Source organism: Prochlorococcus sp. MIT 0604 (genome assembly GCF_000757845.1).
GTDB lineage: Bacteria > Cyanobacteriota > Cyanobacteriia > PCC-6307 > Cyanobiaceae > Prochlorococcus_A.
This window is the reverse complement of sequence record NZ_CP007753.1, coordinates 53481-76410: the sequence shown is the minus strand read 5'-3', so window position 1 is coordinate 76410 and position 22930 is coordinate 53481. Positions and strand designations below refer to the sequence as shown.

The 22930-nt window shown below is 30.8% G+C and carries 20 protein-coding genes; 14 read left to right on the top strand and 6 right to left on the bottom strand.

The features are described 5' to 3' along the window. Position 1 precedes the first annotated feature (1 nt). Positions 2-388, top strand: coding sequence for a phage holin family protein (locus EW14_RS00340; RefSeq protein WP_025932891.1), 387 nt, complete (start codon positions 2-4; stop codon positions 386-388). Between the two features lies 1 nt (position 389). Here EW14_RS00340 and EW14_RS00335 read toward each other — a convergent pair whose 3' ends face one another. Continuing rightward, on the bottom strand, positions 390-1514 hold the full coding sequence (locus EW14_RS00335; RefSeq protein ID WP_042849542.1) for a class I SAM-dependent RNA methyltransferase: 1125 nt from the start codon (positions 1512-1514) through the stop codon (positions 390-392). Positions 1515-1995: 481 nt separating this feature from the next. Between EW14_RS00335 and EW14_RS10155 the strand changes: the two genes are divergently transcribed. Beyond that, positions 1996-2133, top strand: a complete 138-nt coding sequence (locus EW14_RS10155) for a hypothetical protein (protein ID WP_197049596.1) — start codon at positions 1996-1998, stop codon at positions 2131-2133. An 8-nt stretch (positions 2134-2141) separates the two neighbouring features. Here EW14_RS10155 and EW14_RS00330 read toward each other — a convergent pair whose 3' ends face one another. Continuing rightward, entirely contained in the window at positions 2142-3104 is a 963-nt protein-coding gene (locus EW14_RS00330) for an aldo/keto reductase (RefSeq protein ID WP_042849540.1), read from the bottom strand. A 150-nt stretch (positions 3105-3254) separates the two neighbouring features. Here EW14_RS00330 and EW14_RS00325 point away from each other — a divergent pair, with 150 nt between their 5' ends. The 4 genes from EW14_RS00325 to EW14_RS10150 all read left to right on the top strand — a co-directional run bounded on the left by EW14_RS00325 (position 3255) and on the right by EW14_RS10150 (position 5762). Next, positions 3255-3926, top strand: coding sequence for a ParA family protein (locus tag EW14_RS00325; protein WP_042849539.1), 672 nt, complete (start codon positions 3255-3257; stop codon positions 3924-3926). A gap of 350 nt (positions 3927-4276) precedes the next feature. Next, positions 4277-5140: a hypothetical protein gene (locus tag EW14_RS00320; RefSeq protein WP_042849538.1), complete on the top strand. Its 864-nt coding sequence runs from the start codon at positions 4277-4279 to the stop codon at positions 5138-5140. Positions 5141-5373: 233 nt separating this feature from the next. Then, entirely contained in the window at positions 5374-5556 is a 183-nt protein-coding gene (locus tag EW14_RS00315; protein WP_025934672.1) for a hypothetical protein, read from the top strand. Positions 5557-5594: 38 nt separating this feature from the next. Then, positions 5595-5762, top strand: coding sequence for a hypothetical protein (locus EW14_RS10150; RefSeq protein WP_197049595.1), 168 nt, complete (start codon positions 5595-5597; stop codon positions 5760-5762). A 110-nt stretch (positions 5763-5872) separates the two neighbouring features. Here the strand turns inward: EW14_RS10150 and argJ are convergent, their stop codons facing one another. Then, positions 5873-7111, bottom strand: coding sequence for a bifunctional glutamate N-acetyltransferase/amino-acid acetyltransferase ArgJ (argJ, locus tag EW14_RS00310; protein ID WP_042849537.1), 1239 nt, complete (start codon positions 7109-7111; stop codon positions 5873-5875). Between the two features lie 76 nt (positions 7112-7187). Here argJ and coaE point away from each other — a divergent pair, with 76 nt between their 5' ends. Next, positions 7188-7805 carry a dephospho-CoA kinase gene (gene coaE / locus EW14_RS00305; RefSeq protein ID WP_042849536.1) on the top strand — a complete coding sequence of 206 codons (618 nt, stop codon included), beginning with the start codon at positions 7188-7190 and terminating at the stop codon, positions 7803-7805. A gap of 3 nt (positions 7806-7808) precedes the next feature. On the opposite strand, the gene gatB is transcribed toward coaE, so the two are convergent. Continuing rightward, a complete protein-coding gene (gatB, locus tag EW14_RS00300) occupies positions 7809-9281 on the bottom strand; it encodes an Asp-tRNA(Asn)/Glu-tRNA(Gln) amidotransferase subunit GatB (RefSeq protein ID WP_042849535.1) in 1473 nt (490 codons plus the stop codon). A 79-nt stretch (positions 9282-9360) separates the two neighbouring features. On the opposite strand from gatB, the gene thiO reads away from it, so the two are divergent. Then, entirely contained in the window at positions 9361-10470 is a 1110-nt protein-coding gene (gene thiO / locus EW14_RS00295; RefSeq protein WP_042849534.1) for a glycine oxidase ThiO, read from the top strand. Positions 10471-10473: 3 nt separating this feature from the next. On the opposite strand, the gene ndk is transcribed toward thiO, so the two are convergent. Further along, the gene (gene ndk, locus EW14_RS00290; RefSeq protein ID WP_042849533.1) at positions 10474-10932 is read right to left on the bottom strand and encodes a nucleoside-diphosphate kinase; all 459 of its coding nucleotides are present in this window, start codon (positions 10930-10932) and stop codon (positions 10474-10476) included. A 122-nt stretch (positions 10933-11054) separates the two neighbouring features. Between ndk and speA the strand changes: the two genes are divergently transcribed. Beyond that, on the top strand, positions 11055-13001 hold the full coding sequence (speA, locus tag EW14_RS00285; RefSeq protein WP_042849532.1) for a biosynthetic arginine decarboxylase: 1947 nt from the start codon (positions 11055-11057) through the stop codon (positions 12999-13001). On the opposite strand, the gene alaS is transcribed toward speA, so the two are convergent. Next, the gene (gene alaS, locus EW14_RS00280) at positions 12986-15646 is read right to left on the bottom strand and encodes an alanine--tRNA ligase (RefSeq protein ID WP_042849530.1); all 2661 of its coding nucleotides are present in this window, start codon (positions 15644-15646) and stop codon (positions 12986-12988) included. The two genes, speA and alaS, sit on opposite strands and share 16 nt — an antisense overlap. Before the next feature lie 119 nt (positions 15647-15765). Here alaS and EW14_RS00275 point away from each other — a divergent pair, with 119 nt between their 5' ends. The 5 genes from EW14_RS00275 (at position 15766) to EW14_RS00255 (ending at position 22910) form a co-directional block, all read left to right on the top strand. Further along, positions 15766-17541, top strand: coding sequence for a diflavin flavoprotein (locus EW14_RS00275; RefSeq protein ID WP_042849529.1), 1776 nt, complete (start codon positions 15766-15768; stop codon positions 17539-17541). Positions 17542-17773: 232 nt separating this feature from the next. Beyond that, positions 17774-17998 (top strand): hypothetical protein, encoded by a 225-nt coding sequence (locus EW14_RS00270; RefSeq protein ID WP_042849528.1) that lies wholly within the window; start codon positions 17774-17776, stop codon positions 17996-17998. A 126-nt stretch (positions 17999-18124) separates the two neighbouring features. Further along, complete coding sequence (locus tag EW14_RS00265) at positions 18125-20317, top strand: hypothetical protein (RefSeq protein ID WP_042849527.1); 2193 nt, start codon at positions 18125-18127, stop codon at positions 20315-20317. 247 nt (positions 20318-20564) lie between these two features. Beyond that, on the top strand, positions 20565-22367 hold the full coding sequence (locus EW14_RS00260) for a diflavin flavoprotein (RefSeq protein WP_042849526.1): 1803 nt from the start codon (positions 20565-20567) through the stop codon (positions 22365-22367). Positions 22368-22385: 18 nt separating this feature from the next. Beyond that, positions 22386-22910: an NAD(P)H-dependent oxidoreductase gene (locus EW14_RS00255; RefSeq protein ID WP_042849525.1), complete on the top strand. Its 525-nt coding sequence runs from the start codon at positions 22386-22388 to the stop codon at positions 22908-22910. The last annotated feature ends 20 nt before the right edge of the window (positions 22911-22930 follow it).

Genomic DNA, 22930 nt, shown 5'->3' with positions numbered 1-22930 from the left:
TATGGAAAAACCAAAAAATAAAAACTTTGCAAATACAGCCTCCAGAATTTCAGCCATCGCAAGTTCAGTGATGGATTTGCATGTCAGAATAGCTCTTCAAGAAGTAGATAGAGAAAAAAGAAGATTAATTAGTGGTGGAATATTTTTGGCAATTGGCAGCACACTATTATTATTAGTACTTATTTGCATCCATATTATTTTTTATCTTTTTCTAGCGAAATATAATAACTGGAATATTGAATATAATTTATTACTGATAATATTTATCGATTTATTTCTTGCAGGCTTAAGTTTGAAACTTGGAGGAAAATTAGCAAAAGGACCATATCTTCCTCAAACATTAGAGGGTTTAGGCAAAACAACTAAGGCTGTTTTAGGCAAAAAATAAATTACCTAATTAAATACTTTATCCATCTACAATCTATCCCCCCATTACTAATAGGAATTTTCAATGAAGATTTCATTTTCAAATATTTTGTTAGTTTTGGATTTCCACTAAGCAGCCAAAATTCCCAGCCTGAAAAATTTTTCTTTAGAAAGATTCCCATTTGTTCATATAAACAAATCAATTCATTTGTATCGCCCAATTTTTTGCCGTATGGAGGATTACATATGATTATCCCAGGTGGGCATTTTAATTGGAGTGCTGCAAAATCATTATTTATAAGTTCAATATAATTTTCGAGTCCAGCCAATGATATGTTTATATTCGCCTGCTCAAAAACCTTTTTATTAATTTCACAGCCTATTATTGTTGGTAATTTTTCATAATTTATAATTTTATTTTTTGCCTTATTTTTTTCATTAAGATAAATATTTTTCCTAAAGTCCAACCAATTCTCAAAAAGATATACTTGATCAATATTTATAGGAACTCCAAGGAATTGGTTTACTGCCTCAATTAAAAAAGTTCCTGAGCCACACATCAAATCTATTAATGGGACTTTACCATTCCATTGAGTCATATTTATCAATCCAGAAGCTAAATTTTCTTTTAATGGAGCATTTCCAATTGCGGGTCTATAGCCTCTTTTGTGTAAGCTTTCTACGCTACTTTGAAGACTGAGAGTTGCATTATTATTATTTAAATGCAGATGAATTATAAAATCAGGATTATCTAGAGAAATATTTGATCTTTTATTCCAAACTGCCTTTTGCAAATCGGTTATAGAATTTTTTACTTCAAGAGCAGTGAAATGTGTATGACTTAAAGAAGATGTTCTCCCAGTTACTTGAACATTAAACGTTTTATCAAAGTGCAACCAATTTAACCAATCAAATGAATCTCTAACCCCCTCATATAAAGATTGCTTATCATAACAATTAAAACTTGCAATTTCTCTATAAAAACGAAAAGCTAATCTGGAATAGAAATGAACTCTATAAAAAGTTTCAAAATCACATTCAAAATTAATGAATCTTTTGTAAGTATTAATATTAAAGCCGCCTAAATTTGAAATTTCTTCAGCTAAAGATTTCTCTAGTCCCTCCGGAGATGATGCCACTACATTCATATACGATAAAACTTAATGAAAAAACTATTCAATAACCATTTTGCCTGTCAGAATATAAATGTCCAATTGGACTAGGTGATCTCAACCGATGTTTCGGACAGCGGTTCGATTCCGCTCAACTCCACCATTTGGGGTTGTAATGGTTTCGACGGGGCATAAGGAAGGTGACTGAAGCCGGCTCGGTTAGAGTAAAAACACAAATGCTAACAAAATCGTTAGTTTCTCCCGTCAAACAGCACCAGTTGCTGCTTGATCCTAAAGGAGATGGGGTTATATCAGCCTTATCAACCAAATGATACAAGGAGTCTGGAAGGACTCCACTTTTTAAAATAACTTAGAAGTTGTAGTAGATAATTTATTAGTTTGTAAATATTGCTCCAATCGCTTGTATTAAAAAGAATTTTTTTAATTTTATAAGTATAAATACTGAGAAGATAAGTTTTAAATTAATTTATCTTATTAAAGAATCCAATCTTGCAAAATGGAATCTAATAAAAAACTAAATGACTTGATAATAAATCTCAAACCAAAAGTGATTAGATTTACTGGTGAAAAATTTCCTAATGAACTATGGAATAGTGGTTGTCTAATAAAAAAAAATAAGAAAATATCTAGCTAAAAATTTTATTAATTACTTGAAAAAGGATTTTTCGGCATTTTTTTTAAACATTTTTTTGAAACTTCCTGAAGTACTTTAAATTCATTTTTCTTTAAATTCCAATTAAATACATTCGATATATCTATAACTTGAGATTTTTTTCGCATCCCAACGAGTGGGATGGTTCCTTGATAACAACACCAATTAATTGCTACTTGCGCTTGAGAAACGGATCTTTGATGCGCAATTCTTTTTAGACACCTCCGCAATTCATAAGTTGGTTTTTTATAGTTTTCAAATAATGAATTACGAATAAAACTTTTTTCTTTATTTTCTTCTTTATCTGGATCAATACAAAGTATTCCAAAAGACAAAGGACTATAAGCAAAGAAATCAATATTATTTTCTTCGCAAATTTTTTTTACCTGATATTGTTTTCCTAAATCCGGAGCAAGCAAAGAAAACTGTATCTGCACACTTTTTAGGCTCTGATCTCTTGTTGCCAAGAAATTAATTAGTTTCGTCAATCTTTTAGGGCCTATATTTGACAAGCCGATTTGAAAATCAAATCCTTGATCTTTTAAATCACAAAGATTATTCAAAAGCCCTAATTCCTGCCAAGGATTGTATTTTGCAGTTGACCAATGTAATTGCACTATATCTAATTTGTTATTAAGTCTCTCTAAACTTTTCAAAAAAGGTTTATTAAAACCTCTGTGACCGATTCTCCAGGGATAAGGTGCAAGTTTAGTTGCAACTTGAATTCTTTTTTTCTTTGCTGAAGAAGTATTTAGTAAAAATTTGCCTATCAATAATTCACTTCTACCCTCAAGATTACCAGTACCGTAAGAATCTGCAGTATCAATTAAATCAAAACCTCTTTTTAACGCTTCATCATATGTCTCACGTAAGTCATCGTCATTTGTAGATTGGTAATTCCAAAAAATCTTATTTCCCCAAGACCAAGTACCTAATCCAATTCTTTTCTTCACCAGCCTATTTAAATAAGGAACTTTATAAGGTTATCTAAAAATATTAACCTCTTTAAAATATTTCAAAAAATAAGTTTTAAAGCATTAAAAATCATTTTCTCTTGACATTAAGAAATTATTCTCCAAAGTAAGAGAAATAAAAATAAAAAATTGTTCATTACCGTTTGCGGACAAAAAGGGGGTGTAGCCAAGACCTGCACAAGTATTCACCTTGCAAGTGTTTGGCATTCTGAAGGTAAAAAAGTTTGCATAGTCGATGCCGACAAGAATAGATCTGCCTTAGCATACGCATCAAGAGGCAATCTTCCATTTCCAGTTTTCCCAGTCAGTTCAGCTGCCAAAGCATCAAGATCATCAGAAATTGTAATAACTGATGGCCAGGCTAGTAGTGATCAAGAAGAACTTAAACACTTAGCATATGGTTCAGATTTAGTTATCTTACCTACAACTGCAAAAGCAAGATCAGTGGAATTAACTGTTGAACTAGCCAATTTATTAAGTAACTTAAAAGTGAACCATGCAGTAGTAATAGTAAAAGTTGATTTTAGACAGCAGAAAGCAGCGGCACAAGCCAAAGCAGCTCTAGAAAATTTTGGTTTATATGTTTTTGATACATTTGTACCCTTACTTTCAGCATTTGATAAAGCAGAAGCCTCTGGAAATGCTGTATTTGAAGCTGTAGACGATTTAGGCAGATCAGACCCTCGTCGAATGACGGGCTGGTCTGCTTATTGTTCAATTGCCTCACAAATTCCATGCCTGATTTCGAAGCCCTCATCCGACACCAACAACTTAAACAACCAACAACCAATAAGCGCTTAAAAGTTGTTGATTCTCCTAATTTTGAAGAAGGAAAAAACGAAGAAACAATAATTAGAGCATCTGGATTATTAGTTAATTTTTTTGGAGGTTTTATAGGTTCTGTAATTGGTACTTTAACAATACTGTTTCTTTATATAAATGAATATCTACCAATAGATTTACTAAAACTTAAGTAGTATATTCGCTATTCATTGCTATATAAAGAAAATCTCTATAATTGCTTGCAATAACTTACTTTTCAAAATTAATACTACTGTAAGCAAAGTGTAAGCAACAGAACATGCTTTCTAAAACATTAAAATTTCCTAATCACTTTTAGTTCTACAATTAATTAAAAGAGTCTTAAAAATATGAAGCATGTTCCATTAAAGACTATTAAACTAAAAAACCATCCTGAATTAAATGAAAGATGGTTGCAAGATATTATTGCTGATGATCCTTCTATTATCGGAATTGGAGATGTCATATTAAAAGATAAAGAAAGAATTCATCATCACGCAGGAAGATTAGATCTTTTACTTCAAGATGCAGATGGAATTGATAGATATGAAGTTGAAATACAACTAGGCGCAACAGACGAATCTCATATTATTAGAAGTATTGAATATTGGGATATAGAAAGGAAAAGATATCCTCAGTATAATCACACTGCTGTGATAATTGCAGAAGATATTACCAGTCGATTTCTTAATGTAATCAGTTTATTTAATGGTTCTATACCATTAATGGCAATTCAAGTTAGTGCCATCCAAACAGCAGAAGGGGTGGGTCTTCACTTCACAAAGGTGTTAGATGTTCAGCAACTTGGATTAGTTGATGAGGATGAAGAAGTTGCTGAAATAACAGATAGAGATTATTGGTTGAAGCGTGGAACTCCAAAAACCGTAGAAATGGCAGATAAAATTTTATCTAATATTATTGAGTTTGATCCTGATGCAGAGTTCAATTACAACAAGTTTTATATTGGATTAAAGTTCAATGGTAGATCAAAAAATTACAGTATATTTAGACCCAAAAAAAATTTTTTAGGGGTAGCAATAAAACTTCCCCAGACCGAAGAAAATGATGAAATTATTAATCAGGCAGAGATTACAACTCTAGATTATGACAACGCTAGAGGTAATTATCGTTTAAAAATCAATGAAAGGGAATTAGATAAGAAATTGGAAACGATTAAGCAACTAATTTTTAATGCAAAAGAAAAATTTGGGTAAAAATCAAATTGACCAAAAATAAAATAAGAGGGCATTTGTTTGCCCTCTTCGAGTCGTATGCACCTCGCTGTCCACAAAGTCGATGAAGTGCTTTTGACTCCTGAATTATTTCTACTCCTACTGAACTAGAAAAGATAGTCGTGACAACCACAAAGCACTTCTACTCGGGTAATAATACTCTATGAATTTAAAGTTAATAAGAGGACAATATAGATATAGATCTAGGAGGTCTTATGAAACTATTCAATCAATTTAACATTCTTCCAAGATACTTAACTGCGTTTAATTATGCAGGATTAAATCTAAACGAAACCCCAAAAGAACTTGAGAAATGCACCCCTGAGTTTCAAAACTTTTGGGAGAAAGAATGCAGAGAACATCCAACAAATCAAAATTGTTTAATTTACTGCGACTGAGTTATTAATTTTTAGTCTTTATTAAAAAAGGAGGTTTTATGAAACTAACTACTCCATTCACCATTCTCAATAGAACATTCAATGAGATGGATCTAATCAGAGATGCCATGAAGAAAAGAAAATTGGCAACTGAAAGATTGCATGATGATTATAGAAAAATGTTCAAAAACAAAGAACATCCAACCATAGTTAACGGATATGTTTAACCTACTTCGACTAAATTAAATTAGTAATAATAAGTCCTAATTTAATGTAAGCAGACTGTAAGCAACATATATACAATCCTCAGATCTATTGCTATAACTGCGTTTTTACGTTAAGTCGTATATTCTGAGTTTATTTCTACATACTTTTTAGACAGATCGCACCCCCAAGCTGTGCCTTTCGATTCGCCAGAATTTAGATTAATCATAATTTTTACAATATCATCTACTAAATATCTACCTTTCATTCTGGACTTAATATAATCTTTGACTTTTTGTGAATCATATTTATTTAAATTACCGTTTTCCAAAATATGAGTGTTTCCTATATACAAGTCAACGTCGTTTAAGTTGAATTTAACTCCAGAATTACCTGCAGCAGAAATGATTCTTCCCCAATTAGGATCACAACCATGTATCGCAGTTTTTACCAAGGCAGAATTACAAATAGATTTCGCGAGCATAATTGCATCATCAGTCTTTTTTGCTCCTTGAACCATAACTTCTAATAAACAATTTGCTCCCTCTCCATCCCTTGCAATATTTTTTGCCAAGTTTTGACATACAATATCAATACCTTCCTGGATAATTGGAAAAAACCTTTTTTCAATTTTCTCTCCTGCATTTATTCCAACAAAAGAATCATTTGTGCTTGTCTCTCCATCAACTGATATTGCATTAAAAGATTTTTTAACCGCAATAGCAATCATTTTGTCCCATACTTCTTTTTGAATGCCAGCATCACATGTTAGAAAAGCAAGCATTGTAGCCATGTTGGGGTAAATCATTCCTGAACCTTTTGCAAATCCTGCTATTTTTATTTTTCTACCTTGAATAGTCGTCTCTATTAAAACCTTTTTCAAAGTCAAATCAGTAGTTAAAATTGCTTCTGCTGCATTTTGAAAATTATTACTATTCAAATTACTTACTAAACTCGGTAAATTTTTTATTAAATCATTTATTTGAATTGGAACACCAATGACACCAGTTGAGCACATTAAAACTTCTTCTTCTTTTATTCCTAAAAGTTCCGCAATCTTTCCTGTAGCAATTTGAAAATGTTGAATTCCAAGATTTCCTGTACATGCATTCGCTTGACCAGAATTAATTAGTATTGCTCGTAAAAAACCTGAAGTTGTTTTAATCCTTTCCTCACAAATATCCACACAAGAAGCTCGAACTATTGATTGAGTAAACATCCCACTAAAAATACTTCCTTCTGGAGCGAGTATTAGTGCTAAATCCTTTTTATTAGAGGTTTTTAATCCAGCAGATATCCCAGCAAAAAGAAACCCCTTAGGTATTACCTTACTGTCATCAACAAACGACCAATTGGAATCTGACTGGCTCAAACTTTTTGGTATTCTAATTTATACTAACTACTCTTTAATGCTAATGAAACTAAGAAATTAGATTATTATTAATTATATGGATATTCTTCAAAAATCAAAAAACAACCAAAGAAGAATTGGTCTAACAGGTGGTATTGCAAGTGGGAAAACAACCATAACTAATTATATTAAAAAACATAAAAACATTCCAATATTAGATGCAGATCATTTATCAAGAGAATTAATCAAGCCAAACACATATGGATATGAAAAAATTTTAGATTATTTTGGCAATAAAATTATTGATAAAAGCAATAATTCAGAAAGAGAAATAAACAGAAAACTTCTAAGGAAGATTATTTTTAAACATTCAGAAAGTAAAGAATGGATTGAAAAACTGCTTCACCCCTTAATTAAAGAAAAAATGATAGAAGAATGTAGGCAATACGCAAATAATCAAACTATAGTATTGGTTATTCCATTATTATTTGAAGCAAAATTTGAAGATATTTGCACTGAAATATGGTTAGTTAAATGTTCTAAAGAACTACAAAAAAAAAGACTTATCAAAAGAGATAAAATTAGCGAAAAAGAAGCATATGAATTGATAAATTTTCAATTAAGTTTTGAAGAAAAAAGAAAATTATCAGATATTATTATAGATAATTCAGATGATCAAAATAAATGGATCAATACGTTAAAAGAACTTCTTTAAGCTTCAGCTATTCAATTTTTCCATAAGAAGTTTATTTGCAAGTTTCGGGTCAGCTTTACCTTTAGTTCTTTTCATAAGTTGACCAACAAAAAAACCGAGTAACTTAGATTTACCATTTTTAAATGCTTGAACTTCATTTGGATATTCATTTATAAGTTCATCAATTATTGGTAAAATACTTGAAGAATCAGATATCATTGCCAACCCTTTTTCTTCAACTAATTTTTTCGGAGAAATATTTTTTTGAATAAGTTCAGGTAAAATTTCTTTTGCAATTTTTCCACTAATTATATTTTTTGAAATCATGCTAATCATTTCAGCAAGATTTTCAGGAGTAAGCTTTAATTCTCTAAAACTTAGTTTGTTTGATTTTAAATAGCCCACAATATCACTTGTTACCCAATTTGAAGCTAGTTTGGCCTCGGCGCCATTTGCTACTGTTTCTTCAAAAAAGTTTGCCATGCTTATTTCATCAGAAATTACCCTTGCATCATATGCAGATAACCCAAATTGAAGGACATATTTATTTCTTTTCATTGAGGGTAATTCTGGTAGTTCTTTAAACCATATTTCTTGTTGGGCTTTTGTTATTTCAATTGGCCCTAAGTCAGGATCAGGAAAATATCTATAGTCACTGCTACCTTCTTTTAATCTCATACTTTTAGTTAATTGCTTAGCTTCATCCCATAACCTTGTTTCTTGGACAATTTTTCCTCCATTTTCATAAACTTCTATTTGTCTGGCTATTTCATAATCACAAGCCTTTTGAATTGCAGAAAATGAATTCATATTTTTTATTTCCACTTTGGTACCAAAAGGAGCATCAGGTCCTTTTCTCACTGAAATATTGACATCACAGCGTAATGAACCCTCTTGCATATTTCCGTCTGATACACCTAAATATCTAACTGTTCTTCTAATCTCTGAAGCATATTCAGATGCCTCTTTACCTGATCTAATATCTGGTTTACTTACAATCTCACAAAGTGCTATTCCGGCGCGATTGTAGTCAACTAAAGAATACTTAGAACCAGCTAATCTGTCACTACCTGAATGAACTAGTTTTCCTGCGTCTTCTTCCATATGAAGCCTTTCTATACCAATTTTTTTGATATAAGGTTCTTTGTCTTTTTCAATTATTTCAACCTCTAACCAGCCATTTTCAGCTAGTGGCTCATCAAATTGTGAGATTTGATAATTTTTAGGCAGATCAGGATAAAAATATTGTTTTCTATCAAATTTACAATGTTCTGCAACATTTAAATTTAATGCTAAAGAAGTTTTTACAGCATACTCAAGAACAGTCTCATTCAAAACTGGAAGAGTTCCTGGTAACCCACAAACTACAGGATCTATATGCGTATTAGGTGCATCACCAAAAGCTGTTGACGCAGATGTGAATATTTTACTTTTCGTATTAAGCTGTACATGAGTTTCCAAACCAATCACAGCTTCCCAAGATTCCAAATTGTTCATTATCAAAAGTCTCTTTATTAATAATATTGGATATAAAGGAAAAGAGTACCAAAACACAAATAAAAATATTAATTATTAAATGACACAAGAAACAAAAAATTCAATATTAATTATTGGCGGTGGACTTGTTGGTTTATCTATTGCTTATGAATTTGCTAGAAATAATTTCAAAGTTTTAGTTTTAAGCAAAAACAGAAATGAATCAGCTGGATTTGTTGCTGCAGGAATGTTAGCTACTCATGCCGAAGGGCTCGAAGATGAGTTACTAAAATTTGGCCAAGAAAGTCAAGGTCTAATTCCAAAGTGGATAAAAAGTATTGAGCAAGATAGTAATATTAAATGCGGTTTAAAAAAATGTGGCATAGTAGTTCCTTTTAAAAATAAAGAAGATCTTGAAAAGTTTCCCACTTATCAATATGGAAAATATTTAAATCACAAAGACCTTCAAACAGAAATTAATGGAATGAATTCTATTTGGAAACATGGTTTACTATTTGAACAAGATGGTCAAATAGATAACAGAAGAAGACTGATGCGCGCTCTTGAGAGAGCATGCTCATTGCATGGAGTTGAATTTCAAGAAGGATCAGAAGTAGAGGATTTAAAATTAGAAAAAAACAAAATTACTGGTGCAAAAGTTTTATGTGCGACTGGGGAACTAAAAATAATTAACTGCCAAAAAGCAATTATATGCAGTGGTGCTTGGAGTAAAAAAATTTTTAAAAAGATTCCAGTCTTTCCTGTAAAGGGACAAATGCTATCTATACAAGGTCCAACAAATTTTTTGAAAAGAGTTATTTTTGGACCAAAAACTTATCTTGTTCCTCGTGATGACGGACTTATTATCGTTGGAGCTACAGTTGAAAAAGATTCAAAATTTAATCATGGCAATACTCCTAATGGAATAAAACAACTGCAAGAAGGTATTCGCTCCTTATTACCAGAAGCTATTAATTGGCCACAAATGGAACATTGGTGGGGATTTAGACCGTGCACTCCAGACATTAAACCAATAATTGGAAAATCAAAAATTGAAAACCTTTTTATAGCTACAGGACATTACAGAAATGGAGTTTTATTTTCTGCATTAACAAGTGATCTTCTTTTGAAAATAGTTCAAAATAAATGTCTCAGCGATATAGAAAAAATCTTTTTAGAGAAATTTAGTTTAGATAGATTCGATATTTAAATTTTAATTTTCAGATCGCCATTTCGAATCAGATGTTTCCCACTCACATAATTCCTCTTCGTTAAACCATAGATCAATTTCAAATTTTGCTGTATCTTCTCCATCAGAACCATGAATAATATTCCTCCCAATATCAATAGCTAAATCGCCTCTAATTGTGCCAGGTTCTGCTTCTAGAGGTTTTGTTGCACCTATTAGTTTTCTAGCACTCAAAATAACTCCTTCGCCTTCCCACACCATTGCTACAACAGGACCACTTGAAATAAAGTCTACTAAATCACCAAAAAAAGGTCTTTCTCTATGTACTCCATAATGATTTTGAGCAAGATCTTTTGAAGGAATTAATTGCTTTAATCCAACCAATTTAAATCCTTTTTTTTCAAATCTGCCAATAATCTCAGCAACATATCCTCTTTGAACTCCATCTGGTTTAATTGCAATAAAGGTTCTCTCTTTGGTCATTTAGTTAATAATCACTCTATGTATATTCATCTTTTGGGTGGTAACTTGGCAAGTAATCATTAAAATAAGAGATATTGTTTTGAGTTATTTTCAAAAACATTTATTAATCACTAAGAAATAAATTGACCAATTTTGAGCCGAAAAAATTAAAGAATATTTGGACTATTGAAGATAGTATTTCGACTTACAACATAGACAAATGGGGAGATAAATATTTTTCTATAAATTCCAAAGGAAATATATCAGTAACTAAAGATATAAAATCTGAAAATAAGATTGATCTTTTTAAGCTTGTCAAAGAACTTAAGAGTAGAGAAATCAATCCTCCATTAATTATAAGATTTAATGATATCTTGAAAGATCGCATAAATGCATTACATGACTCTTTTTTAAAAGCAATAAAAACCTATAAATATAAGAACATTTATCAAGGCGTTTTTCCTGTCAAATGTAACCAACAGAAAAATGTTCTAGAAAAGATAATAGAGTTTGGTAGCCAATGGAATTTTGGTTTAGAAGTAGGAAGTAAATCAGAACTATTAATTGGCCTTGCACTTCTTGAAAACCAAAATTCATTATTAATATGCAACGGATATAAAGATAAAAAATATATTGAGATTGCTACTTTGGCCAGAAAACTAGGCAAAAATCCAATAATAGTTATTGAACAACGAGATGAGGTAAAAAGAATTATTGAAGCAGTTCAAGAACTTAACGCGACTCCATTGATAGGAATTAGAGCAAAGTTATCAAGTAAAAGTAGTGGTAGGTGGGGTAAATCTATTGGAGATAATTCCAAATTTGGATTATCAATCCCAGAAATTATGTTGACAATAAAAGAACTAAAAGAAGCAAATCTTATCAACGAAATGAAATTGCTCCATTTTCATATAGGCAGTCAAATAAGTGATATTGCTGTGATCAAAGATGCATTACAAGAAGCGAGTCAAATATATGTTGAACTATGCAAACTGGGAGCCCCTATGCAATATATCGACGTTGGGGGAGGATTAGGGATAGATTTTGATGGAACTAAAACCTCCTCAAACACCTCTACTAATTATTCTTTGCAAAATTATGCTAACGATGTAATTGCAACTATTAAGGATTCATGTGAATTAAATAATATCAAGCATCCAACCATAATCTCAGAAAGTGGAAGAGCAATAATTAGTCATTGTTCAGTTTTAATTTTTAATGTCTTAGGAACAAGCCATGTCAGTTCCAAACTACAAATTTTTGATAACAAAAATCAACAATTAATAATTTCAAACTTACTTGAAACTTTCTATGAATTAAAAAAACTTAAAGATAAAAAAATAAATTTATCTCAAATAATTGAACTATGGAATGATGCAAAAAAGTTTAAAGAAGATTGCTTAGTAGCTTTTAGATTAGGATTTTTAAGTTTGGCAGAAAGAGCTTATGCCGAAGAAATTACTTGGGCTTGCGCAAAAGAAATTTCTAATAACCTGAATAATGATGAAATCAATCACCCTGATTTATCTGAAATTACAGAAACTCTTGCATCAACTTATTATGCAAATTTATCTATCTTTAAATCTATTCCCGATAGCTGGGCAATAAATCAGATTTTTCCAATAGTACCAATACACAGGCACTTAGAGGAGCCGTTCTGCAAAGGCAACTTTGCAGATTTAACTTGTGATTCAGATGGGAAACTAAATAATTTTATTGATGATGGAAAAATTAAATCATTACTAAATTTACATAAGCCAGAGAAAGATAAAGATTATCTAGTTGGAATTTTTATGACTGGAGCCTATCAAGAAGCATTAGGAAACTTGCACAATTTATTTGGCAGTACAAACGTTGTTTATATAGACATAAATCAAGATGATTCATACAAGGTCAAAAATATTATTAAAGAGGACAGTAAATCTGAAATTTTACAATTGTTAGATTATAGCTCAGCTTCTTTGGTTGAATCTATAAGAATTAATACTGAATCAGCAATTGATCAAAAAAAATTAACTATTGAAGAAGCAAGGAAATTAATGGATCAAATCGAAATTAGTCTCAGAAAAAGTAGTTATTTATCAGAATAACTATCTAATGTTTTTTGCAAATAATTTTTAGCATAATCTAGAGCATCACCTAACTTATCAATATCTTTAGCACCTGCTTGAGCAAAGTTAGGCTTTCCTCCTCCACCTCCCGAACAAATTCTTGCAATCTCATTAATTAATTTACCTGCATGTAATCCTATTTTTACTACATCATCACCTAAAGAAACTACAAATAACAACTTTCTATTTTCTGGATTTGGTATTCCCCCAAGAATCACTATTGCTTTATTTCCTAAATGAGAAGTTAAATTAAGTGCTGCAGATTGCAAAGAATTCCCATCTAAGCCATCAATCTGATTTACCAAAATTGAAAAAGAATTTACTATTTCTGCGGATGATTTTATAGAAGAGTATTTAAAATATGCAATTTCATCTTTCATTTTTTGTATCTCTTTATTCTTATTAATAAGCTCTGCTTGCAAATTATTAACCCTTTCAAAAAGTTGATTAGGATTTGCTTTTAACAAATCACTTAGTTGATTTACTAAAGCATTTCTATCACTGAAATAGTCTAATGCTGATTGACCTGATAATGCTTCGATTCTTCTGACTCCAGCTGAGATTCCTTCCTCACTAATTATTTTGAAAGAACCTAATTCAGATGTAGTTTTAACATGTGTGCCACCACAAAGTTCCATTGAAACTCCAGGTACATTAACAACGCGGACTACATCATCATATTTTTCTCCAAACATGGCGACTGCGCCCTTTTCAAGAGCCTTACTCTTAGTCATATTTTTTATTTCTAGGGCATGATTTTCCATAATCCAAGAGTTAACTAAAGTCTCAATCTTAGAAATTTGATCTTTAGAAATAGGATTAGAGGAATTAAAGTCAAATCGTAATTTATTAAAGGCTACCAATGAACCTTTTTGTCCAACACTTTCATTAACAACTGATTTAAGTGCAGATTGTAATAAATGAGTAGCTGTATGATTTGCAGCAGCCTTAGCTCTGTTAGAGGAGCTAACATTAGTCTTAACTTTTTGTCCAATAGTTAATATTCCTTTTTTGATCGTTCCATAATGTAAAAAAACATTTTTCTTTCGAATAACATTATCAACCAAAACCTCTACATCTTTTGAAAATATCGTTCCAATATCACCAACTTGCCCGCCAGATTCTCCATAAAAAGTTGTCTGATCAAGAACAATTAAAACTTTCTGACCTTCACTTGCTTGCTTAACTAATGTTGAATCCAGGAATATACCCTTGATTTCAGCTTCCGAAAGGAGTGAATTATAACCATTAAAAACAGTTTTGTTAAAAAGATCTATTTCTCGCTCTAATGATCCCTCTAATGTCAAATCAATGTTAGTTGAAGCAGCTTTAGCTCTCTCTTTTTGTGCATTCATTTCTTCTTCAAAACCCTTTACATCAACACTGATACTATTTTCTTCAGCAATTTCTACAGTAAGTTCTAAAGGAAATCCGTAAGTATCATAAAGTTCAAAAGCTTTAAAACCAGAAATTAATTTCTGCCCTGAAGAAATTAACTCATCTAGCAATTTCTCTCCTCTTTCAAGAGTTTCCCTAAATCTTATTTCTTCAATTTTTATCTCATTCAAAATTAAATCATTATTATTTTTTAACTCAGGATAATTATTTTGCATTAAATTGATTCCGACAGTAGCAATATTAGGTAAAAATTCATTTGTTATACCTAATAATCTGCCATGTCTGACCATTCTTCTAATGAGCCTTCTTAAAATATATCCCCTGCCGAGATTACTTGCTGCTACGCCATCAGAAATTAAATGAATAACAGCTCTTGTATGATCACCAATGATTTTTAAAGAAATTTTGTTTTTATCATCTGAAGAAAAATAATCAATATTTGCAATCTCGCAAATTTTTTGAATAATAGGAAAAATTAAATCTGTCTCATAATTATTTTGCTTTTTTTGTAATATTTGAGCCATCCTTTCAAGACCCATCCCTGTATCAATATTTTTAAATTTTAAATCTGTCAATTTTCCATTAGAATCACGATTATATTGCATAAAAACAAGATTATAAAATTCAATAAAACGATCTCCATCTTCTAAATCAATATTGTGCAGACCCTTTTCAGGATGAAAATCATAATAAAGTTCTGAACAAGGTCCACATGGACCTGTTTTGCCAGATGACCAAAAATTATCTTCATCACCTAGTTTCACTATCCTATCTGGATGAATACCAATTTCATCTCTCCAAATTTTTGCAGACTCTTCGTCTTCGTGGAAAACACTCACAATTATATTTTCAACAGAAAGTTGATAGATATTAGTAACTAACTCCCAAGCCCATTTAATAGCCTCATGTTTAAAATAATCTCCAAAAGAGAAATTACCAAGCATTTCAAAAAAAGTGTGGTGTCTAGCTGTAACTCCAACGTTTTCTATATCGTTTGTTCTGATGCACTTTTGGCTAGATGTAGCCCTTTTTGATGGTCTTTCTTTTAAACCTAAAAAAACTGGTTTAAAAGGTAGCATTCCTGCAATTGTGAGCATAACCGTAGGGTCATCTGGAATCAAAGATGCACTTGGGATGATTTTATGTAATTTTTGACTGTAAAATTGCAAAAAAGCATTTCTTATCTCATCTCCAGTAACTATTTTTTTAATTAGTTGAGATGTCATTTATCCAGAATAAGAAGATTAAAAATTAAAGAAAAGCGTAATTTCGGTTATTTCGCAAAAATAATCACGCGAATTTATATTCTATATAACTAAAGTTAATTTATAAAGCTAATTATTCTATGATAGCCTCTGCCCAGACAAGTAATTCTAAATTGGCACAAACTAAAAACAAGTTGACGGTTCAATCTCAAAACTTTTCCGATGATTCTTGTGCCATAAGATCTTTGGATTGGGATCGCAGTAGATTTGATATTGAATTTGGTTTAAGAAACGGAACTACTTACAATAGTTTTATTATTAAAGGCGAGAAACTAGCAATAATTGATACTAGTCATGCAAAGTTCGAAGAATTATGGTTTGAAGAATTACTGAAAAAGGTAAATCCACAAGAAGTTGATTATTTAATTACAAGCCATACAGAACCTGATCATTCTGGTTTAATAGGTAATCTTTTAGAATTAAACGAAAATATCACAGTAGTTGGATCAAAATTAGCCCTTAAATTTATTGAAGACCAAATACATATTCCCTTTAAGCGTCTAGAGGTTAAAAGTGGAGAGTTTTTAAATCTTGGAACTAATCCTAATAGTGGTTTAGAACATAATATTGAATTCATAAGTGCACCAAATTTACATTGGCCAGATACCATATTTTCATATGATCACGGAACACATGTTCTCTACACATGCGATGCATTTGGACTCCATTATTGTTCTGAAGAATTTTTTGACACCGATCAAAAAGAAATATACGATGATTTCCGGTTTTATTACGATTGCCTTATGGGTCCAAACGCTAGAAGCGTTATGCAGGCAATTAAAAGAATAGATAAACTACCTGAGTTAAAAACAATTGCTGTTGGACATGGGCCTTTGTTACATAATCAAGTCAATTTTTGGAAAGGGAAATATCTAGAATGGAGTAGCAATAAAAGCAAAGGTAATGATTTTGTATCAGTCTGCTATATAAGCGACTATGGTTATTGTGATCGACTAAGTCAAGCGATATCACATGGAATAAGTAAAGCAGATGCACAGGTTCAATTAATTGATTTAAGATCTTCTGACCCGCAAGAATTAACAAGTTTAATTTCCGAATCAAAAGCAGTAGTAATTCCCACATGGCCAGTGGATTCAGATAATGAATTAAAAGAATCTCTCGGTACTTTATTTGCAGCACTTAAACCAAAACAATTTACAGCAGTCTATGATGCATTTGGTGGAAATGATGAACCAATAGATTCCTTAGCAAATAAATTAAGAGAACTTGGCCAAAAAGAAGCTTTCTCCCCCTTAAGAGTCAAAAATATTCCAGATCCCATTGTTTATCAACAATTCGAAGAAGCTGGAACTGACTTAGGTCAATTGATCAATAAAAAGAAAAATATTGCCTCTATGAAGAGCCTTGATTCTAATTTAGATAAAGCGTTAGGTAGATTAAGTGGAGGATTGTATGTCGTAACAGCGAGCCAAGGGGAAGGTTCGACATTTAGACAAAGTGCAATGGTCGCAAGTTGGGTTAGTCAAGCAAGCTTTTCTCCGCCAGGTATTACAGTTGCAGTAGCAAAAGATAGAGCTATTGAATCATATATGCAAGTTGGGAAAGGTTTTGTTGTGAATATCTTGAGAGAAGATAACTATCAAAAAATGTTCAGACATTTTTTAAAAAGATTTGCCCCTGGAGCTGATAGATTTGCAGATGTAGATGTAATTAGCAATATCGCTGAAGGAGGACCAGTCCTCTCAGATTCACTCGCCTTTTTAGATTGTAAAGTCAGTTCAAGACTGGAAACTCCAGACCATTGGATAATTTACGGAATTGTTGAAAATGGTAATGTTTCTGACTTAACATGCAAGACAGCAGTTCATCACAGAAAAGTTGCTAATCACTATTAGAAATGATTTAGCATCTAAAGACTTAAAATCCATTGGTATCACTAAGTTCAAATAAAAAAATTATACTTTTAAATTCAGTTGAAAAAAATATAGATTCAAGTTATAACTAAGTTTTTTTTGATTTATAGTTGAAAATCCGTTGAAAATTGATCTCAACATGGATATGTAATAATGCCATTTATTTTTTACTTCTTATAATTCAAAAAATGTTTATTAACTTATAGATAATTAAATGTCTAGGAATTCAAATGAAAAAACTTTTAACAGAGATCACTTATTCGTAAAACCTCAACCACCCAGTATTCACATACACGAATCTACTAAATTAGAAAAGTTTGGAAATATTCTACTTTGGATTTTCTGTCTTTTTTGCGGTCTTCTTATTGCAATTTTTCCTCCTCTAGGTTTTCTTGTTGCCGGTTTAGGAATACTTATAATTCCGATACTTTTTAAATAAAATCTTTTATGATTTTAAAATATCTAAGAAATGGAAAATTCTTTATAATTTCTACTAATAAAAACAAATTTACTTAATAAAAGGGATTAATAAATTTCAAAATTTCCGAAATTTTAATTTAAAAGAATGGTAAATAAATCTAAAAATGAAAACGACTTTTTCTTTGAGCAAGGTTTGAAAGAATTTGAAAGTGGGTCATTTTGGGAAGCAATGAATTCCTTTGAAAAATCTCTGAAATTATATCCCTCTGAATTTAAGACTCATTATTATCGAGGATTATCTAATTTTTTTCATGTCACTCAAACAAAAAGTAAAGGTCCTGTTAGTCCAGAATGGGCAGATGATTACTACAGAGATGCATATCAAGACTTTAATTCTGCAATTAAATTAAATACTGAAAATAAATTTTTTCCTCGAAATGATTTTTTATATTACTGGTGTTCATTAACAGAAATAAAGTTTGATAAGTATTGGAAATTAAGTGCAGAAGAACGCTTTCAAAATATAAATCAAGCAATTAATTTGAATCCTAATAACGGTAAATATTTAGCGTTAAGAGGAAGAATTCATGAAAAACTTGGAAATTTACATAAAGCGAATGAAGATCTTTGCAAAGCAATGGAATTAGACTTCGATGAAAAAACAATTTATTATTATTATGATTTTGTAGATGCAAAAGAGGCATTTGAAAATTTCAAACAAAAAGAATATGAAAAGGTAAAGCAAAAAAGGATAGAAGAACAAGAAAAATTGCAACAAATAAACTTAGAAACTTGTGCTTCACTAAAGATCAGATCTTTTGCGCAGGTTAAAAAAGTTTTAGAAATATCAGAACAAGGATTTGCTTTTATTGAAGAAAAAAATTATCAAAAAGCATTAGAAATATACGAAAAAATAACTCGAAATATGAAATATGAAGATGAAAGTATTGAATATTTTTCTAGTATTTTTTATTACAGAGGTCTATGCAAATATCATTTAAACCATTGTAATGATGCACTTAAAGATCTTTCATTCTCAATAAAATTAGAAGATAAATTCAACCGATTAAATTTAGGGGATAAAGAGGAATCTATAGAAAAAAAATTTGATATTCTTGAATTGCAAGCAAAAGTATATGAAAAAGTAGGTGATTATAAATCTGCCATTCAATACTGGACTAAATTTAAGGATCTTATTCAGGATCCAGAATACTATGACAAAGAGTACGAGAAAATCTGTTTTAATCTGGCAAAGTTAAAAATAATCCAAGGTCAACTAAGTGAAGCATTTAAATATATGATCGGAGTTCTTATTTTTTCAGAAGATGCGGAATATTTTAAAATTCAAATAAATCTAGCAACTTACCTTGGGAAACAAGAAGAATACGATTACCTAATTGAAAAAACCTTAAAAATTAAAAATAAAGATGAAAAGTTTTTATTTTTACAAGGGGAGATTCTTACAACAAAAAAACAGTTTAAAGATGCCATTAGGATTTTTAAAAAAATAAAAAAAACTAACGCAAACTTTCCATTTATCGACCAAAACATTAATCGTTTATTTTTATTAGAAAAAAAGTTTAGTCAATTTAAATTTGAAGATTTTGAGAAGACTGCGATTATTAACTTTAAAAAAGTAGATTTTATTAGTGATGAATATGGATTACGAAGTCAAATTAATCATTTAGAAAATATTTTTAGTCAATCTTGTGGTAGATATTTTTCGTCAAAAACCAAATTAAATAAATTTAAAGATAAGGTAAATTGGCATATTAAAGATTTACAGGATTTTTTTGAACTTCTAGAAAATTTAAAAAAAACTACCAGATTTTCTAACAATAGAACTTTCGAAGAATTATGCGCATTAATGCAATTAATAATAGATAAGAAAATAGACTTATTTATCATTAAAAACACAACAGAGTCTGAAAAATATGTTGCTCAATACAACGAAAAAAATAATTACATAATTATCAATGGAGATTACTTTTATGATATTGATTCGATGTGTATTTCTTTAACACATGAAATTATTCATTACTTGCAGAAAGATGGAATACCCTTTGGAATTGAGATTGAAGACTCTCTAGTAGAATTAATTAACGAAAATTATAAGGAATTATCTGACACAGAATTCCTCCATGAATTAGAAGCGTGGACCTATGAATCAGTTCCTTATTTTGTTATTGAGTTAGCAAAAAATCGAGATGAAACTATTTCGAGGTACAAAGTATCAAGAAAAAGATTAAAAACAATTGAGTGGATTACAAATACTAGAATTTTGCCAATCTATGAATATCAATCTCGTCCAAAAAAAAGAATCAAATTAAGTTACTAATCTACTTAAATCATTATTTAGTAATCTAAATCACTATTTAATTTTAAATAAACAAATTTCTACAAATTCCATAGAGCAAAAATATAATTATCCATAATTCTTTATTACTAGGTATAATCAACTGATACAAAACGGTTTTCCAAGAATTAAATGTTCTGGTCGATAGTTGAAAATCCGTTGAAAGTGCATATCACCCCTTGGTATCACTAGAAAGTCACTAACCACTATTAGAAAATAATTCTTTAAAATGTCAGATATTAATATAAGATTACTTGCAGAAAATCAAAACTTATCAGAATTTAAAATTACCGGAAATTTTTCTTGTGTGAGATTCTTAGACCAAAATAAAGAAAGATTTGAACTTGAATTTAACTTGGAAAGAGGAACCTCTTTTAATACTTTTTTCATTAGAAGTCATGAGGAACTTTTTATTATTCATCCACCTGAGAAACAATATTTAAATTCATTTAATAAAGTAATTTCTAGGTTTCGCGATCAATATACATTAGATAAAATCAACTTCATTTCTGGTCATATTAATCCCCAAATTATTGAAACTATAAAAAATATAAGTACCCAATTTCACAATACAACTATCACTTGCTCTAATCCAGGTTATAAACTTATTAGCGAACTTTGGAATCAAAGAAATCCTACCTTAGAAAACTTTATTGAAATTCAATTACCTGAAATCAACATAATCAAAAAAGAACTTAATTTAGAATTAGATAACATTTCACTAGAGTTAATTCCTATTCCAACAGCACGTTGGCCTGGTGGCCTGATAATTTATGAACGAAATCAAGAAATATTGCTTAGCGAAAAAATTTTCTCCGCTCACATTGCTTCTGCTGATTGGTCTGAAACAAATCGAGTTAGTACAGAAATTGATAGGAAACATTTTTATGATTGCTTGATGGCACCAATGTCTAACCAAGTAGTATCAATAACTGAAAAAATTGCAGACTATGACATTAAAACTATTGCACCATTACATGGTCCCGCGATCGAATATAGCTTTAAAAGCTTTTTAAATGACTATATTAGGTGGGGAGAGAATCTCACAACAAATAATCCTAAGATCGCTCTGATATATGCAAGTGCATATGGAAACACAGCCTCAATAGGAGATGCATTGGCTAAAGGGATTAATAGAACCTCCGTAGAAGTTGAAAGTATTAATTGTGAATTTACACCAAATGATGTACTTGTAAAATCTATACAAAATGCTGATGGATATCTAATAGGCTCACCCACATTGGGTGGTCACGCCCCAACTCCAATAGTTAGTGCTCTAGGAACATTGTTAGCAGAAGGTAATAGAGATAAGCCAGTCGGAATTTTTGGTAGTTTTGGCTGGAGCGGCGAAGCTATAGATTTACTTGAATCAAAATTAAAAGACGGTGGTTTTAAGTTTAGTTTTGACCCTATAAGGATTAAATTCAGCCCAAATAAACCAAAAATTAAAGAGCTAGAAGAAATAGGAACTCATTTTGGAAGAAAAATAATAAAAAAAGCAAAGAAAAAACCCAGACAATCTGATACTGGAATGATTACAAGCAAAACGGATCCAAAGCTACAAGCTCTTGGAAGAGTAATTGGTTCACTTTGTGTCCTAACAGCCTCTAAAGGCAAAGATGAGAATAATATTAAAGGAGCTATGCTTGCATCTTGGGTTAGTCAAGCAAGTTTTTCTCCGCCCGGGCTGAGTATTGCGGTAGCCAAAGATAGATCGGTAGAGTCTCTTCTGCAAATAGGAGATTCATTTGCATTAAATATTCTTAGCGAAAAAGATTTTAAAGAACCTTTAAAAAGATTTACAAAGCCCTTTGCACCTGGAGAAGATAGATTTGAAGGAATAAGTATTGAATTAACTCCTAATCAACAGATAATCATTCCTGAGTCACTCGCATGGCTAGATGCTTCTGTAAAAGACAGAATGGAATGCGGAGATCATTGGCTAATTTACGCCGAAGTACTACACGGTAATATACTAAAATCCGATAGTCTAACAGCAGTTCATCACCGCAAAACAGGCGCTAACTATTAAATTTATTTTTTCTAATTTATGACTGAAACAAAAGATCTTATAATCATTACAGCTAGTTGTGGTAAAAATCTAGAACTTTCTGAAAATTTTCTTGAAAAAAGTAATGAACTTAAAATAAGTGCTGAAATTTTAGATCTTACCACTCTTGATATTCCATTATTTAATCCAAGAATTCACGGCAAAGAAAATATTCCAAATGAAATAAAAGAATTAAAAAAAAAGCTTTTCAAGATTGAAAGATGGGTGATTTGTGCACCTGAATATAATGGATCAATACCACCCATTCTCTCCAACTTTATAGCATGGCTTTCTATTTCGGGAGATGACTTTAGGAATTTATTTAATGGTCAACCGATTGCAATTGCAACATTTTCTGGAGGCATAGGGTTAGAACTGCTGACCTCATTACGCATTCAATTAGTGCATTTAGGAAGTCAAGTATTAGGAAGACAACTTTTGTCCTCATATAGCAAACCTATAGATACAAAAACTATTCAAGATATTATTCAAAGACTTCTGCAAATGAAAAAAATAAAAACATAAGAATTTGTAATTAAAACTTC

What these genes read in the sequence shown, in the direction of transcription:
- EW14_RS00340 (WP_025932891.1), top strand. Translation starts at nt 2, where the DNA reads ATGGAAAAACCAAAAAATAAAAACTTTGCAAATACAGCCTCCAGAATT.
- EW14_RS00335 (WP_042849542.1), bottom strand. Translation starts at nt 1,514, where the DNA reads ATGAATGTAGTGGCATCATCTCCGGAGGGACTAGAGAAATCTTTAGCT.
- EW14_RS10155 (WP_197049596.1), top strand. Translation starts at nt 1,996, where the DNA reads ATGGAATCTAATAAAAAACTAAATGACTTGATAATAAATCTCAAACCA.
- EW14_RS00320 (WP_042849538.1), top strand. Translation starts at nt 4,277, where the DNA reads ATGAAGCATGTTCCATTAAAGACTATTAAACTAAAAAACCATCCTGAA.
- EW14_RS00315 (WP_025934672.1), top strand. Translation starts at nt 5,374, where the DNA reads ATGAAACTATTCAATCAATTTAACATTCTTCCAAGATACTTAACTGCG.
- EW14_RS10150 (WP_197049595.1), top strand. Translation starts at nt 5,595, where the DNA reads ATGAAACTAACTACTCCATTCACCATTCTCAATAGAACATTCAATGAG.
- coaE (WP_042849536.1), top strand. Translation starts at nt 7,188, where the DNA reads ATGGATATTCTTCAAAAATCAAAAAACAACCAAAGAAGAATTGGTCTA.
- gatB (WP_042849535.1), bottom strand. Translation starts at nt 9,281, where the DNA reads ATGAACAATTTGGAATCTTGGGAAGCTGTGATTGGTTTGGAAACTCAT.
- thiO (WP_042849534.1), top strand. Translation starts at nt 9,361, where the DNA reads ATGACACAAGAAACAAAAAATTCAATATTAATTATTGGCGGTGGACTT.
- ndk (WP_042849533.1), bottom strand. Translation starts at nt 10,932, where the DNA reads ATGACCAAAGAGAGAACCTTTATTGCAATTAAACCAGATGGAGTTCAA.
- alaS (WP_042849530.1), bottom strand. Translation starts at nt 15,646, where the DNA reads ATGACATCTCAACTAATTAAAAAAATAGTTACTGGAGATGAGATAAGA.
- EW14_RS00275 (WP_042849529.1), top strand. Translation starts at nt 15,766, where the DNA reads ATGATAGCCTCTGCCCAGACAAGTAATTCTAAATTGGCACAAACTAAA.
- EW14_RS00270 (WP_042849528.1), top strand. Translation starts at nt 17,774, where the DNA reads ATGTCTAGGAATTCAAATGAAAAAACTTTTAACAGAGATCACTTATTC.
- EW14_RS00265 (WP_042849527.1), top strand. Translation starts at nt 18,125, where the DNA reads ATGGTAAATAAATCTAAAAATGAAAACGACTTTTTCTTTGAGCAAGGT.
- EW14_RS00260 (WP_042849526.1), top strand. Translation starts at nt 20,565, where the DNA reads ATGTCAGATATTAATATAAGATTACTTGCAGAAAATCAAAACTTATCA.
- EW14_RS00255 (WP_042849525.1), top strand. Translation starts at nt 22,386, where the DNA reads ATGACTGAAACAAAAGATCTTATAATCATTACAGCTAGTTGTGGTAAA.